This window comes from Alcanivorax sp. P2S70, assembly GCF_000475295.1.
GTDB lineage: Bacteria > Pseudomonadota > Gammaproteobacteria > Pseudomonadales > Alcanivoracaceae > Alcanivorax > Alcanivorax profundi.
Window position 1 is genome coordinate 68,126 of record NZ_AXBZ01000023.1, and the last position, 15,191, is coordinate 83,316.

Sequence of the window (15,191 nt, forward strand, 5' to 3'; positions counted from 1 at the left end):
AACAGGACCTACAACTCGTTGCGAATGTCGGCCATCTTGCGGGGAAAAGGGCCAGCCTGACGCAACTTTGCAGGCAACTCCGCCTTTGCGTCAAGCGCCGCCTGTCGACTGGAATAATCCCCCGCCAGCACCAGCCAAACGGACTTTCCATTGCGGCGGGCCGCATAATAAGCCCCTTTTCGCGCCAGCTGGTCCAGCACACCGCGAGCATTGGCCTCTTGGCTTGTCACCGTAATCTGCAGAAACCAACGACTGTCATCCAGGGTCGCCAGCCAATCGGCCTGCCGATAACCCGACTCCCCCTCGGATGCCTTCGGCGCCGGCTTGCTGGCCGACATGGCCTCGGAGGCGGGCTTGCTTTGCGACTCGGGCTTCGTCGCCTCGCCCTCATTATCCGCGGCTGGCGCCTGAGTGACCTGCATCTCCCTCTCTCTGGCCGCCGGCGACGACTGCATCACCGGATCGGAAACCGGCGTCAGCACCACACCACTTTCCGGGGCCGAGCGAGCGCCTTCTTCGCCAGCATCATTCAGGGGAGACTCACCTGCTCCGTCGTCAGAGGCAGGATTATCCAGATCCTCCAGCCGGGCCACCGGCTTCATGGTCGGCTGCAGCGGCTGCACCTGCGGCTCAGCTGCAGCGGGCGCCCTTTCCGTTTCACCAACCGCTTCCGGCATGGGCAAGGCCAGATCCCGCCGCTCAGGCACCGGATCGACCTCATCGCTACCGGAGAAAACTGCCCACAACAGCACCACGGCAACCAGAAGACCGCCCACTGCCGCCAAATGCCGCCAGGGAGGAGCCGCACGGGTCGCGCCCGCCTCTTCCTCTAACGGTTCGTCATACTCTTCGGCATCCTGCCGGGCCTCGGCGTCATCGAAATCGTCGTCCTCTTCCTGACGGGCAGCAAAACGCATGGAAGCCTCTTCCGGCACCTCCTCAACACTGCCTGCCCCAATTCCGGCCGCACCGGACGTGGCAACCAACGGCGACTCGCCACTCTCGTGAAGTCGCGCCTTCAGCGCACCCAGATTCCCTGATACCGCTTCAGCATGCGCGCCCGACGCAGCATCATCCAGCTCCATACCGAGCACAAACCAGGCAAAATCCTGCACGTCTTCCGCCGTCAGCGCCGGAAGATCCAGTACGTCATCAACAACGAAATCTGCGCCCTTAAGGCTTTCGGCAATACCGGGCAAGCCGCCGAACAGGTAACCCAGACGCGCACCCAGCTTTTGCTTGAGGGCCAGCATGGTGGCAACCGCAGCACTCTCCAGCTGCTCCGTGTTGTCGATAACAACAACAAGGCGCCCCTCAGCCAACGCCGCTTTCAGCACTTCAGGTAACGCTGCACGCTCGATATTGAAGTGCCGCAGCAACGCATCAATCACCGCATTGGCATCATGTTCATCTGCGCCGTCCAGACGCACGACTTCCATATCATCCAGCAAGGCCATGACCGCCTGACCCAACAGGGTGGACACGCCGCTGCCTTCATCCCCCTCCAGCACAGCCACGGAACCCAGTCCCGCATGGGCCGTCAGTGCATCCAGAAAATCTCCACGGGATGCGCCACTGAAAAAACGGTCCTCATCAAACTCCACAGAATGCCTCCAGGGTTTCTTGCAGTGCGGCCGCCGGATAATCGGCAGTGACCACAGCATCGCCCAGCGCCTTCATCAACACCAGGCGCAACTGGCCGTTATGCACTTTCTTGTCCAGCGCCATCAAATCCATAAATTGTGCTGCGGTCATACCCTTCGGCACCGCAACAGGCAGCCCCCAACTTTCCAGCAATGCCATCAAGCGCGACTCCAGGCCTTCATCCAGCCAGCCAAGCCTTGCCGACATGCTCACTGCCATGACCATCCCGGCAGCTACGGCCTCACCATGCAGCCACTCGCTGTAGCCGGTGGCCGTTTCCATGGCGTGACCGAAAGTATGGCCAAGGTTCAACAACGCGCGGTTACCCTGTTCGGTCTCATCATCGGCCACTACTTGAGCCTTGTTTTCGCAACTGCGATAGATCGCCTCTGCCATCAGCTCTGAGTCTCTGGACAACAACCGAGGGTTGTTGGTTTCCAGCCAGTCATAAAATTCCGGATCCCGAATCAGGCCATACTTCACCACTTCGGCATAACCGGCCGCCACCTCACGGGTCGGTAGCGTCTCAAGCACATCGGTATCAATCAATACCAACCGCGGCTGATGAAAGGCTCCAATCATGTTCTTGCCACGCGGGTGATTCACCGCCGTCTTGCCACCCACGGACGAATCCACCTGGGCCAGCAATGTCGTGGGCACCTGAATGAAATCGACACCTCGCTGGTAGCACGCCGCCGCAAACCCGACCATGTCGCCGACCACGCCACCACCCAGGGCAATCAGCGTCGTTGTGCGCGAATGGCGCTTCTCGAGCAACGCGTCAAAGATGCTCTCCAGCGTCGCCAGGGTCTTGTACTTCTCCCCATCGGGCAGCACCAGGGTATCGCACTGGATTTGACTGAACTGTGACTGAAGCTTGTCCAGATAGAGCGGCGCAATGGTTTCGTTGGTGATGATCATCACCTGGTTGCCGCGAACTTGCTCAGCAAGCGGAAAAGTGTCGAGCAAGCCTTGCCCGATATGAATGGGATAACTACGTTCGGCCAGGGCCACCTGAAGTGTGCGCATCATGTCTCCGTGGTGAGAATCGCCGCAACCTGCAGAGCGGCGCATGCTGAGCCAGCAAGCGCCCAATCAGTTACGTGGACTGGGGCACATTATCCTTGGCCGCGAGAGACCAAACAAGCAAGCACGTCATCCGCGACTTTCTTGAGGTTACCCGATGCCGTTGACACCACATGATGAGCCACCTTGCGATAGAGGGGATCGCGCTCGGCAAACAATGCTTCCAGCTTTGCCTGGGGGTCCGCTGTCTGCAACAGGGGACGGTTTCGGTCATTACGGGTGCGAGCAAGCTGCACCTCAACCGGCGTCCACAGATAGACCACGCAACCCCGGTCATGCATCAGCGCCAGATTTTCCGGCGTCGTCACCACACCACCCCCTGTCGCCAGCACGATGCCCGGCATGGAGGTCAGCTCATCAATGGCTTCGTGCTCACGACGACGGAAGCCGGACTCGCCTTCCACATCGAAAATCCAGGGGATATCTGCACCGGTTTTCTCTTCGATTACCCGGTCAGAATCGTAGAAAGGGCGTTCCAGTATCTGGGAGAGATGTCGGCCCAGGGTGCTTTTACCTGCACCCATCGGGCCGACCAATATCAAGGAAGGAGTTGTATTATCTATCACCGACTCGCCAGCGCATCTTTCATCAACCGCGGCGTAATGAAGATAAGCAGTTCCTGCTTGTTATCACGATTCACGGTCTTCTTGAACAGGTTACCAATCCACGGCAAGTCACCCAGGAAAGGCGTCTTGGTCACTGAATTGATTTTTTCCTGCTGGAAGATACCACCAAGCACGACCGTTTCGCCATCATCAACCAGAACCGAGGTCTCTACACGGCTGGTATTGATAGTAAAAGAGCCATCCGCCGCAACCGCATTCAGGGAGTCATTATTGACCTTCAGGTTCATAATGATATTACCGTCCGGGGTGATGTGCGGAGTCACTTCCAGTCTCAGCTCTGCTTCAACAAAGTCAATGGAGGTAGCGCCTGACGACGTTGCCACTTCAAACGGCACCTGCTGACCAGAGGCAATCACTGCCGGCTGCTGATCGGCAGTGAGCACCTTCGGTGTTGCCACCAGCTCACCATGCCCCTCAGCCTCAAGGGCAGACAGCTCCAGTTCAATGAGCCCGGATGTCAACGAAGTGAAGCCCACAGCAAACCGGGAAGCGTTGGCGGAATCGACGCCAAGATCCACGATCAGGTCGTCACCGTTTTCTGGCTCGGTGAACGAGTAGGAATCCGGGCCGAAATCCACATCTCCCGGGTCGGTACCAGGAGTAATACCGCTGAAGTCACCGGCCCCGTACAGCGCACCGTCCACATTGGTAGCGTGAAGGTCGCGCAAGGGCTGCAGACGGCCTGCCACCCCGAAGCTCCGCTGATCTTCAATCAGGCTTTCACCATCAAAGCCAAGGCCACCCCAACGGACACCAAACTCATCCGAAATATCGTTGGTGGCAACCACAACACGCGCCTCAATCAGCACCTGCTGGATCGGCACATCCAACTCCTGAATGAGGCCACGAATGTCCTCCAGCTTCGCTGCTGTATCCTGGATAATCAGGGTGTTGGTACGCTGATCAACCACGACAGAGCCTCGCTCGCTCAGCAAGGAAGCCGCCTTGCCACCCGCACTGCTGATCAGCGCCTTCAGTTCGCTGGCATTGGCATAGTTGATGCTAATGTACTCTGTACGCAGCGGCGCAAGGGCCTCAACTTTTTTCTGGCTTTCGAGTTCCAGCTGCTCACGAGCAGCAATTTCATCCGCCGGGGCCACCAGCAGGACATTGCCCACCTGACGCTTATCCAGCCCCTTAGTTTTCAGGATTAACTCAAGTGCCTGGTCCCACGGAACATTCTGAAGACGAAGAGTAATTCGCCCATTCACCGTATCCGATGCAACCAGATTCAAGCCAGTAAAGTCCGCAATCAGCTGCAGCACAGAACGCACTTCAATATCCTGGAAGTTCAACGAAAGCTTCTCACCAGTATATTCAAAGGCATCTTTTCGCTTGCGATCCGCATCCACCTTGGATACCGGTTTCACATTGATGCTGAATTCCGAGTCGGCCTGATAAGCCAGATACTCCCACGTACCCGTTGGAAGGATCTCAATCAGAGTGCTGCCATCAGAGGCCTTTGTCTCGACCATCGAGACCGGGGTCGCAAAATCGGTGACGTCAAGCTTGCGCAACAGATCGTTTTCCACACCTGCGCCGACAAAGCGGGCCACAATCTTGCCCCCTTCCTCACGCACATCGACGGGAATTGAAGGCTTGGACAGCTGCACGATGACACGGCCCTCACCCTCAGAACCACGGCGAAAATCAACATTATTCACTTTCGCCTCTGAGCTGGCGCCAGCTGCTGATTGAGCTGCAGAAGATGACGGCGAGCCCTCGACACCCAGCAGCACCACCAGATCATTGCCCTCTGTACTGGTGGTATACCCGGTCAGCGACTCAAGGTTGAAAATCAGACGGGTTCTATCCTTGGCCTCGACAATGGTCACGCTTCTCGCGTTACCCGAGCCAAGATTCTGGCGTTTCCCGGTAATCTCGCTATCCGCACCGAGCAAATCCAGGGCAATGCGCGCCGGCTGCTCAATACTGTATCCCTTGACCTCCGGCGCCGCACTATCAAAGCGCAGTCGCACCTCCATCTCATCACCGGAAAGCGCATTCGCCTCGATCGACTGCAGGGTAGCAGCGAACGACAGTGACCCCATTGCCCCCAGAACCCCGCCAAGCAGAAGCCCTGCCAGACGCCGGGAAGCGTATTTTTTTGTTTTAACTGTTACACGTTTCATAACTGGATCCCCAGCGACTGTTATTCGGAAATGGAGACTGAGCTGGCTCGCTCAACCCAGCCGTCCCTGCCGTCCGGCACAATTTCGATCAGACCAACCTTGGCTTCGTTCACACTTCTGACCCGGCCAAAGTTCTTCCCCATATAGCTGCCCGGTTTTACCCGTGTGACAGCCCCGGTCGGATCAGCAATCAGCGCCTGGACTTCCGCTCCCGGCTTGTTGATTGTTCCTACCATTCTCAACGCATCCAGCGGGAAACGCTCGAGATATTCACGTGGCCGGGCAAGATCCGGCTCCACTGGCCGACCATCCGTAACCTCCAAAAGCTCTTGCTCCACAGGAGGATTAAAAGGAGAGCGCAGCTTTTGTGCGGAATAAGCATAGGTTGCGATAGGCTTGAATTCCGGCGGAGGCTCAATACGCCCGCGGGGGCGAGCCTTGATTTCTTCCAGCCGGGCGTCCAGCTCCCCGAGGTTCGCACCACTCCCGCACCCCGTCAGCATCATTGCTGAGGACAAGAAGAGCAATGAGGCAATGATCCGTAGAATCTTCATGTTCTTACCTCACTTCTTCTTTTTCTTCTTTGCCGGCTTCGGACTGTCATCCGAACTGGCGTATCGATAGGTTTTTGCCGTGACATCCATGGACAGCAGTCCCAGACCCGCCAGCGCTTTCTCCTTGGGTGGGCGAACATAGAAGTCATGCAAGGTAACGATTCGCGGTAACGCAGCCACACCGGAGACGAAGGCACCGAAAGAGTGGTAATCACCGATCACACTGATATCAATGGGCAATTCGACATAAAATTCTTTCTTGGCCTCCTCCTTCAGTTCGATACTCTCGAACTCGAGACCACTTCCCAGACCGGTATGGGTAATATCTTCCAGCAGCCCGGGCACCTCAGTGTCCTTGGGCAGCTGCTTGAGCAACGCGCCGAAAGTCTGCTCCATTTCTGCCAACTGGGCTCGAAACTGCTCCAGATTATGCGCCTTGAATGCTTTCTTCTCGTAACTCTTCAGCAAGGAGGCTTCCTCCCTGCGCTGCTGATCAAGCAGGGTGTTGGCATCCTTGATAAAGAAGAAGTAACCCAGTGCCAGAACCGCCACCAGCACCAGTACAGCACTGGTCACCTTGACGGCGATTGGCCAGCTACCAACATTTTCGAAGTCCAGACTGTTGAGCTCATCCATTAGCTCTCGCAAGTCCATATTCTTCAGCTCAGAGGCTTTCATTTTTCTTCTCCCTCTTTTTTGCTGCCCGGCGTTGCCTGCTTTACGGTCAACACAAACTGGCTTGCATCAGTCTTGTCATCCAGCGCCGTCACATTCAGCAAGGAGGCATCCTGAAACCAGTCGGAGCCATCCAGATTACGCATCAGCCGTGAAATACGGTTGTTACTTTCGGCAATCCCGTTGATGGTATACGTCGCGCCGGCCCGCTTGATTTCGGCATAGTAAACGCCGTCCGGCAGCGTTCTGGCCAACTCATCAAACACATAGACAATGGTCGGCCGGTTGCCCTGGAGGCTTTGAATAACTTCCATGCGAGCCACCAGTTCATCACGTCTTTGCTGGAGCTCTTTAATCTCTTCGATACGCGCATCAAGCTCTGATGTCTTGCTCTGGATATGGCTATTTCGAGCCCGTTGATCAGCAATGTTCTGCTCGACCACACTGTTCCATGCATAAAAAAGCAGACCACCGATAACCGCGGCAATCACCAGCATCACGACAAATTCGTTCTGTTGCTGCTTGCGCCGCTCTTCACGCCACGGCAGGAGGTTGATTGTTGTTGTCATTGGTCAAAGCTCCTCAGGGCCAAACCACAGGCAATCATCAGCGCCGGCGCATCATTGGCAATGGCAGAGGCGCTTACCTTGTTCGCGAGCGCCATGTCACTGAAAGGATTGGCCACAGAACAACTGGCCCCCACCTTTTCCTGAATCAAGTTATCCAGATCCGGAATCGAAGCCGACCCCCCAGCCAGCAGGATATAGTCCACCTCATTGAACTGGGTGGAACCATAGAAAAACTGCAGTGAACGGTTTACTTGCTGCACCACTGCATCCTTGAACGGCTGCAGCACTTCACTTTCATAATCATCAGGAAGCTCACCGGTCTTCTTGGCCAGGCCTGCCTCTTCCATGGAAATGCCATAGCGCCGCTGAATTTCCTCGGTGAGCTGCTTGCCACCGAACAATTGCTCGCGGGTATACACGCTGCGCCCCTGATGAAACACATTGAGCGTAGTCATGGTCGCGCCGATATCAAACACAGCGACGGTTTCCAGCTCATCGGCATTCGGCAGGGTCGGCAGCACCAGCTGGTAGGCACGCTCCATGGCGTAGGCTTCCACATCCACCACCTTGGCTTGCAGCCCGCCGATTTCCAGGGCATCGGTGCGCATTTCCACATTCTCGGTGCGGGACGCCGCCACCAGAACCTCTACGCGCTCTTCATTGCCCTCTACCGGCCCCACGACCTGGAAGTCCATACGGACCTCATCCATGGGGTAGGGAATGTACTGATCTGCTTCGGATTTCAGCTGGGCCTCAAGCTCATCCTCATTGAGATTGGCGTCTTGCTCGATCAGCTTGGTGATCACCGCAGAGCCCGACACCGCCACAGCGGCCGTTTTTACCCCAGGGCGCGCGCGGCTCACCAGACGGGCAATCGCATCGCCCACCCCTTCCGCATCGGTGATGTTCTTTTCGACAACCGCGTTGGCCGGCAGGGGCTCAACCCCATAGCTTTCGACCTTGTAGCGGCCCCCGGATTTGGACAGTTCCAGCAGTTTGACTGCGGTAGAACTGATGTCGATCCCCAGTAGTGTCTGGGCCTTTTTTCTGAGGAAAGGCAGCACTGTCGTCGTCCCGTCTGGTTATTATTGAAGTGTTTTTTCTTGCTAAAGATACACTTACAGGTTTTTTATGTCGAATTACTTTAGGAGTTAGTAATAGCAGAACAGATATTAGATCACAACAACCTTTCCGCCATATAATGACCCACTTCACGGGCCGGCTAGGCCCTTCTTCTGATCCCAGCCTGTAGTTGTCGAAAACATGCGTTTACCCCTCTGGATCCGATACCCGCTCCTTCTCCTCATCGCCGGCGCCGGTGGCGGCCTGTTGATTCTGGCAGCCAGTTACCTCTATCTGGCCCCTCAGCTACCGCCAGCCAGCCAGATCCGCGAGGTGGAGTACCAGATCCCCCTGCGCATTTATAGCAGCGATATGAAGCTGGTTGCAGAGTACGGAGAGAAACGGCGTCAACCGGTCACCTTCGAGGAGCTGCCGCAACCGCTGATACAGGCCGTGCTGGCCGCCGAGGATGAGCGCTTCTTCACCCACAACGGGGTCGACCTCAAAGGTCTGCTTAGAGCGGCCGTGGAACTCGCCCGCTACCGGGAAATCCGTTCCGGAGGCTCCACCATCACCATGCAGGTCGCCAGAAACTTTTTTCTGGGGCGAGAACAACGTTTTCTCCGTAAATTCAACGAGATCGTACTGGCCATACAGATCGAGCGGGTACTCAGCAAGCAGGAAATCCTTGAGCTTTACCTCAACAAGATCTACCTGGGCCACCGCGCCTACGGCGCTCAGGCGGCCTCCCAGGTCTATTACGGGAAAGACATTGGCGAACTGAATGTGGCCCAGATGGCGATGATTGCCGGGCTCCCCAAAGCGCCCTCCGCCTACAACCCCATCACCAATCCGGAGCGAGCCCTGGTGCGGCGAAACTGGATCCTGTTCCGCATGGAGGAAACCGGAGCCATCAGCCATGAGGAACGACTGGCGGCCCAGGAGCAACCGGTATCCGCCCGTTTCCACGCTGCCCAACCCGAGGTTGAAGGCGCCTATTTCGCCGAAATGATCCGCCTCCAGGCCATGGACCGGGTTGAGGCCGACATCTACACCGACGGCATCCGCATCATCACCACTCTGGATAGCCACAAGCAGACTGCCGCAGTACAGGCCCTTCGCACAGGGCTACACAGTTACGATGAGCGACATGGCTACCGGGGGCCCATTGCCCAGATTGACACCTCGTCGCTCCCTTCACTGCCCCCCATGCAGCATAACGACCAGCAAGCCCCTCCCGGGGAAGCCACAGCACCCCAGACCTCCGAAGAAAGTAAGGTCGAACTGGAAAAAACCATCACCGGCCTCAATCCCAAAGTAGCAGCGTGGGTGAAAGCACTGAAAGAGCATCAGCGGGTCGGCCCACTGCGGCCCGCCCTGGTGACCGAAGTCCGCGACCAGCAGGCCGAAATCCTCTTTAACGACGGCAAGCGGGCAGAGCTGGCCTGGGAGGACATCCGCTGGGCACGGCGTTTCATCAGCGACAAGTACGTTGGCAACGAAATCAGCAAGGCCAGCGAGCCCCTTTCCATCGGCGATATCATCCACGTTCGCCCTGTCGGCAGTGATGACAACCGCCGCTGGCGACTGGCCCAGCTCCCACGCGCTCAATCCGCACTGATCTCTCTCGACCCACAAACCGGAGCGATCCTTGCCCTGCAAGGCGGCTACAGCTTCAAAGCATCAAACTTTAACCGTGCGGTACAGAGCAAGCGCCAGGCAGGCTCGGTATTCAAGCCCTTCATTTACACTTCCGCCCTGGAAAACGGGTTCACCCCAGCCTCCATCATTAACGACGCACCCGTTGTTTTCGACGATGACAAACTGGAAACCGCCTGGCGCCCAACCGGTGCCAGCGGCAAGTTCTACGGCCCGACCCGGATGCGCGAAGCGCTGTATCGCTCCCTGAACCTGGTATCCATTCGCATTCTCCGCCAGGTTGGCATCAGCCAGGCCATGGGCACCCTGAAACGCTTTGGGCTACCGACAGACACCTTCCAGCGCGATCTCTCTTTGGCACTGGGAAGCGCCAGCGTTACCCCACTGGAAATTGCCACCGCATACAGCATCTTCGCGAATGGCGGCTACCGGGTTCCTGCTTGGGGCATCCAACGGATTGAGCGCGAAGATGGCGAGGTGCTTTGGGAGGCTCCGCAGGTTATTCGCTGCGAGAGCCCGTGCTCGGCGCCGTCGAACACAGACAGAAACCCGGACATACAGCCAGCACCATTGATGGCACCGCGCGCGCTGGACGCCCGCGTGGCCTGGCTCATGAACTCCATGCTGCAGGATGTGGTTCGTCGTGGCACCGGGCACATGGCCAACCGACTGGGCCGTCGGGATCTGGCGGGCAAAACCGGCACAACCAATGATCAGATGGATGCCTGGTTCTCTGGCTATTCCCCGGATGTCGTGGCCACCGTCTGGGTAGGCTTCGACAACCCGGCCAACCTTGGCTGGGGCGAGTATGGCGGCAAGGCCGCTCTACCGATATGGATGGACTATATGGGGCCCGCCCTGGACGGCGTTGCCGACCATCAACTGGAGCAACCTTCCGGTATCGCGACGGTAAGAATCAATCCGGAAAGCGGCTTGCTCGCCCGCCCCGAAAACCCGGATGCCATCAAGGAATACTTCATTGAAAGCCAGGTTCCCGACCTGGAGCCACCTCTGGGCCCCGCTGGAGGTCATCGCGCACCTGAGCAGATCTTCTGATTCGCTGGCGGGCCCCCTCCCTCCGCGTACAGACATAAAAAAACCGCCCTACGGCGGTTTTTTTTATGTCGCTCTGAGTTACCCGGAAACAATCAAAGCTCAGGAAAAATTTCGTCCAGAGAGTTTAGCGGGTAATGCGAGGGATAACCTTTACGCGCCACACCGCAGTCCACTGCCGCACGAGCAACAGCTGCTGACACCTTGCCCAGCAAACGCGGATCATTCGGCTTCGGAATGATGTAATCAGCACCGAAGGTCAGCGGCTCGCCGCCGTAGGCGTCCAGCACCTCTTGCGGGGGCGCCGTGCGAACCAGCTCGGCAATGGCATGCACTGCCGCAATCTTCATCTCTTCCGTGATGGAAGTCGAGCGGACATCCAGCGCACCACGGAACATGTACGGAAAACACAGTACGTTATTCACTTGGTTCGGGAAGTCAGAACGGCCGGTGGCCACAATGGCATCAGGGCGTGCCGCCTTGGCCACCTCCGGGCGAATCTCCGGATCCGGGTTCGCCAGGGCGAAGATGATCGGTTTCTCGGCCATCTTCTTCACCATGTCCGGGGTCAGCATGTCCGGGCCTGACACACCAATAAAGACGTCAGCATCTTCAACAGCATCATTCAAGGTGCGCTTGTCGGTATCGTTGGCCAAAGCCGCCTTGTACTGGTTCAGATCATCACGTCGGCTATGAATGACACCTTTGCGGTCCAGTACAAGAATATTTTCCTTGCGGGCCCCCATCTCGATCAGAAGACGCACAGAAGCCACACCCGCAGCACCTGCGCCCACACAAACCACCTTGATGTCTTCGATACGCTTTTTCTGGATTTCCAGAGCGTTGATCAAGCCCGCCCCCACCACAATGGCGGTACCGTGCTGATCATCATGAAAGACGGGAACATCGCACTGCTCTTTAAGAATGCGCTCGATCTCGAAGCATTCCGGGGCACGAATATCTTCCAGGTTGATCCCACCGAACGTGCGATGAATACGCACCACCGTGTCGATGAACGCCTGGGAATCTTCTGCCTCTACCTCGATGTCAAACACATCGATACCGGCAAAAAGCTTGAACAGGATCCCCTTGCCTTCCATCACTGGCTTGGAAGCCAGCGCCCCCAGATTGCCGAGACCAAGGATGGCCGTACCATCGCTGATCACTGCGACCAGATTGCCTTTGGAGGTAAAACGGTAGGCCAGCTCCGGCTCCCGTGCGATCTCTCGCACTGGCTCGGCCACCCCGGGGCTGTAGGCCAGGCTCAAATCACGGCTGGTCGCCGCTGGCTTGGTCACTTCAACACTGATTTTCCCGGGTCGCGGTTTGGCATGATATTCCAAAGCCGCCGTTTTCAAATCCTCGGACATGGTGGTCTCCGCTGGTCCCTTTGAGGGATATACACTGTGTACGCAAGGTCAATAAAGCAAAAAGCACCCGGCAGGGTGCTTTTGGCAAGTCTCAAAAGGGGTGTTCGCTCTCGCGATCAACCCTTCTTGCTGCGCATCATGCCGAAGCGCTGCTTGAACTTGTCGATCTGGCCGCCGCTGTCAGCCTGCTTCTGCTTGCCAGTATAGAAAGGATGGCAGGCGGAGCAAACGTCGAGGGACATGTCACCACCACGGGTGGAACGGCTCTCGATCACATTGCCACAGCTACAGGAGTAGGTGGCTGCCTGGTATTCGGGATGAATCTCTGGTTTCATTGCTGAGCTCCAATCTGTGTCGCTACCTGCCTCTACGACAGGCACCACACGGCTTGCGTCTGGGAAAAAGAAGGCGAATCATAACAGCTTGATTCCAATCCGCAAGCGCCATTATGCCCCGCTATGGGGGCTGCAGGCTCAGGAAACTCCGTGTCGACCAAACCCGTGCTGCAAATTGCCCTGCCAGTCCCCCTGCCTGGCTGCTACGACTATCTGTATTCCGGCTCACCGGCGCCGGCACAGGGCACCCGCGTCCAGGTCCCGTTTGGGCGCCGCACCCTGGTCGGTGTAGTGCATGGCCAGACCCAAAGCGATTACCCCAAACTCAAGGCCGTCAGCGCGGTTCTCGACGACGCCCCGGTCTTCACCGCAGAACTTTATGCCCTTTGTGAACGGGCCGCCCGTTATTACCATCACCCGCTGGGCGAGGTGCTCAATTACGCCCTGCCCGCCCTGCTACGCCAGGGTGGCGATGCCCAGCCCAGCCAGGAAAAACGCTGGCGGCTCACCGAACGCGGCACCCATGTCAGCGACGAACAGGTCAGCCGAGCCCCCCGCCAGCACCAGGCCCTGCAAGTATTGCGCGAACACCCCAAAGGCCTGAGCAGTGCCATGCTCAACGCCCTCGACGTGGCCTCCCCGGCCCTTAACGCCCTGCGCGACAAGGGCTGGGCCGAACACTTCGTGGTCGAAAACGGCCCCGGCATCAGCAAGGAGGTACTGGCCGAGCCTCCACTGGCCGCCAACGGAGAGCAACAGCAAGCCATTCATGCCATTCAGGATGCAGAGGGCTTTACCCCCTTCCTGCTCGATGGAGTCACCGGCAGCGGCAAAACCGAAGTCTACCTGCAGGCCATGGCGCCCCAATTGGCCGCCGGCAAGCAGGTACTGGTGCTGGTCCCCGAAATCGGCCTGACCCCGCAAACCGTGCAGCGCTTCCGGCAACGCTTTGCCGTGCCTGTCACCACGTTGCACTCCGGCCTCACCGACCGGGAGCGACTGGATAACTGGCTGGCGGCCCGGGACGGCAAGGCACGCATCATCATCGGCACCCGTTCGGCCATCTTCACGCCGCTGGCGAATCCCGGCCTGATCATTGTCGACGAGGCCCATGACAGTTCCCTGAAGCAGCAGGACGGTTTCCGCTACCACGCCCGCGACCTGGCCACCTGGCGAGCCCAGACCCTGAACATCCCGGTAGTGCTCGGCAGCGCCACCCCGGCACTGGAAACCCTGCAGCTGGCACGCGACCAGCGCTTCCACTGGCTGAAACTGTCGCGCCGGGCCACCGAGCAACAGCGCCCAGGCATCGAAATTCTGGACGCCACCCTCGCGCCTCCCAATCAGCCTCTGCTACCCCTGTCACTGCAAGCCATCAAGCAGTGTGTGGACAACGGCAACCAGGCTCTGGTGTTTATCAACCGCCGTGGCTATGCCCCCATGATCCTGTGCCAGGATTGCGGCTGGCAGGCAGAGTGCAAACGCTGCGACAGTTTTCTTACCTGGCACCGGGCCGAAAACAACCTGCGCTGCCACCACTGTGACAGCCAGCAGCGCGTACCATCACGCTGCCCCAGCTGTGGTTCCAGCGCCATCCATGAAGCCGGTAGCGGCACCGAAAAGCTCACCGAGCTGCTGGAACAGTCCCTGCCGGTGCCGGTGATCCGCATCGACCGCGATGCCACCCGCCGCAAAGGGGAACTGGACAGCAAACTCAAGACCATCCGCCAGGGCGACCCGGCCGTGCTGGTCGGCACCCAAATGCTCGCCAAGGGGCACCATTTCCCGAAGCTGGCACTGGTAGTGATTCTGGATATGGACGCCGGTTTCCTGAGCGCCGATTTTCGCGGCCCCGAGCAAGCCGCCCAACTGTTGTTACAAGTTGCAGGGCGCAGTGGCCGCGAAGGTCAGGGCCGGGTAGTGCTCCAGACCCGCCACCCGGACCATCACTTACTGCAGCTGGCCGCCAGCGGTGACTACCCGGCCCTGGCCAGCGCCCTGCTCGAAGAGCGGCGCATGGCCGCCCTGCCTCCTTTCGGCCATCTGGCTCTGTTCCGCTGCGAAGCCATGACGCTGGGCAAGGCCATGGCATTCCTTCAGGAGCTCGCCCAACAACCGGTCGCCGACGGCGTGAATGTGCTCGGCCCGGTCCCCGCCCCCATGGAAAAACGGGCCGGCCGCTACCGAGCCCAATTGCTGCTGCAGGCCAGCCAGCGGGCGCCCCTGCATCAGACTCTGGAGCGCCTGCTGGACGCCGCCCGCCAATCGCCACAATCACGCCAGTGCCGCTGGCATGTGGATGTCGACCCCATCGACATGCTGTAAAAGTGGCTTTATCAGGGCGTGTCGGGGATGCGCGGGCATGCGATTTGAACTGGCGCCCGACCTCGGATTGGCCGGCATGACGCCCCCTCTTGGCGGAGAGA

Annotated in this window: 12 protein-coding genes; 2 read left to right on the forward strand and 10 right to left on the reverse strand. The window is 58.4% G+C overall.

What is annotated here, in order from left to right; all coding sequences use genetic code 11:
* Nucleotides 1-8: 8 nt before the first annotated feature.
* The 8 genes from Q672_RS25405 to Q672_RS25440 form a co-directional block, all read right to left on the reverse strand.
* Nucleotides 9-1,604 (reverse strand): SPOR domain-containing protein, encoded by a 1,596-nt coding sequence (locus tag Q672_RS25405; RefSeq protein ID WP_022985285.1) that lies wholly within the window; start codon nt 1,602-1,604, stop codon nt 9-11.
* Nucleotides 1,594-2,673, reverse strand: a complete 1,080-nt coding sequence (gene aroB / locus Q672_RS25410; RefSeq protein WP_022985286.1) for a 3-dehydroquinate synthase — start codon at nt 2,671-2,673, stop codon at nt 1,594-1,596. Before aroB ends, Q672_RS25405 begins: the two co-directional genes overlap by 11 nt.
* Nucleotides 2,674-2,762: 89 nt before the next feature.
* Nucleotides 2,763-3,296: a shikimate kinase AroK gene (gene aroK, locus Q672_RS25415; protein WP_031226422.1), complete on the reverse strand. Its 534-nt coding sequence runs from the start codon at nt 3,294-3,296 to the stop codon at nt 2,763-2,765.
* Nucleotides 3,293-5,488, reverse strand: a complete 2,196-nt coding sequence (locus Q672_RS25420; RefSeq protein WP_022985288.1) for a type IV pilus secretin PilQ family protein — start codon at nt 5,486-5,488, stop codon at nt 3,293-3,295. The genes aroK and Q672_RS25420 overlap by 4 nt, the downstream gene beginning before the upstream one ends.
* 20 nt (nt 5,489-5,508) lie before the next feature.
* Nucleotides 5,509-6,042: a pilus assembly protein PilP gene (locus Q672_RS25425; RefSeq protein ID WP_031226424.1), complete on the reverse strand. Its 534-nt coding sequence runs from the start codon at nt 6,040-6,042 to the stop codon at nt 5,509-5,511.
* A 9-nt stretch (nt 6,043-6,051) separates the two neighbouring features.
* Nucleotides 6,052-6,720, reverse strand: coding sequence for a type 4a pilus biogenesis protein PilO (locus tag Q672_RS25430; RefSeq protein WP_022985290.1), 669 nt, complete (start codon nt 6,718-6,720; stop codon nt 6,052-6,054).
* Nucleotides 6,717-7,286, reverse strand: coding sequence for a PilN domain-containing protein (locus Q672_RS25435; RefSeq protein WP_022985291.1), 570 nt, complete (start codon nt 7,284-7,286; stop codon nt 6,717-6,719). The genes Q672_RS25430 and Q672_RS25435 overlap by 4 nt, the downstream gene beginning before the upstream one ends.
* Nucleotides 7,283-8,350, reverse strand: a complete 1,068-nt coding sequence (locus Q672_RS25440; RefSeq protein WP_022985292.1) for a pilus assembly protein PilM — start codon at nt 8,348-8,350, stop codon at nt 7,283-7,285. Before Q672_RS25440 ends, Q672_RS25435 begins: the two co-directional genes overlap by 4 nt.
* A gap of 199 nt (nt 8,351-8,549) precedes the next feature.
* Here Q672_RS25440 and Q672_RS25445 point away from each other — a divergent pair, with 199 nt between their 5' ends.
* Nucleotides 8,550-11,063, forward strand: a complete 2,514-nt coding sequence (locus Q672_RS25445; RefSeq protein WP_022985293.1) for a penicillin-binding protein 1A — start codon at nt 8,550-8,552, stop codon at nt 11,061-11,063.
* 92 nt (nt 11,064-11,155) lie between these two features.
* On the opposite strand, the gene Q672_RS25450 is transcribed toward Q672_RS25445, so the two are convergent.
* Nucleotides 11,156-12,430 (reverse strand): malic enzyme-like NAD(P)-binding protein, encoded by a 1,275-nt coding sequence (locus tag Q672_RS25450; protein WP_022985294.1) that lies wholly within the window; start codon nt 12,428-12,430, stop codon nt 11,156-11,158.
* A 116-nt stretch (nt 12,431-12,546) separates the two neighbouring features.
* Entirely contained in the window at nt 12,547-12,765 is a 219-nt protein-coding gene (rpmE, locus tag Q672_RS25455; RefSeq protein WP_022985295.1) for a 50S ribosomal protein L31, read from the reverse strand.
* Between the two features lie 150 nt (nt 12,766-12,915).
* Here rpmE and Q672_RS25460 point away from each other — a divergent pair, with 150 nt between their 5' ends.
* Nucleotides 12,916-15,090 (forward strand): primosomal protein N', encoded by a 2,175-nt coding sequence (locus Q672_RS25460; RefSeq protein WP_022985296.1) that lies wholly within the window; start codon nt 12,916-12,918, stop codon nt 15,088-15,090.
* The last annotated feature ends 101 nt before the right edge of the window (nt 15,091-15,191 follow it).

Coding starts and splice junctions, on each gene's coding strand:
- Q672_RS25425 (WP_031226424.1), bottom strand. CDS start 6,042: ATGAAGATTCTACGGATCATTGCCTCATTGCTCTTCTTGTCCTCAGCA.
- Q672_RS25445 (WP_022985293.1), top strand. CDS start 8,550: ATGCGTTTACCCCTCTGGATCCGATACCCGCTCCTTCTCCTCATCGCC.
- Q672_RS25450 (WP_022985294.1), bottom strand. CDS start 12,430: ATGTCCGAGGATTTGAAAACGGCGGCTTTGGAATATCATGCCAAACCG.
- Q672_RS25435 (WP_022985291.1), bottom strand. CDS start 7,286: ATGACAACAACAATCAACCTCCTGCCGTGGCGTGAAGAGCGGCGCAAG.
- Q672_RS25430 (WP_022985290.1), bottom strand. CDS start 6,720: ATGAAAGCCTCTGAGCTGAAGAATATGGACTTGCGAGAGCTAATGGAT.
- aroB (WP_022985286.1), bottom strand. CDS start 2,673: ATGCGCACACTTCAGGTGGCCCTGGCCGAACGTAGTTATCCCATTCAT.
- rpmE (WP_022985295.1), bottom strand. CDS start 12,765: ATGAAACCAGAGATTCATCCCGAATACCAGGCAGCCACCTACTCCTGT.
- Q672_RS25420 (WP_022985288.1), bottom strand. CDS start 5,488: ATGAAACGTGTAACAGTTAAAACAAAAAAATACGCTTCCCGGCGTCTG.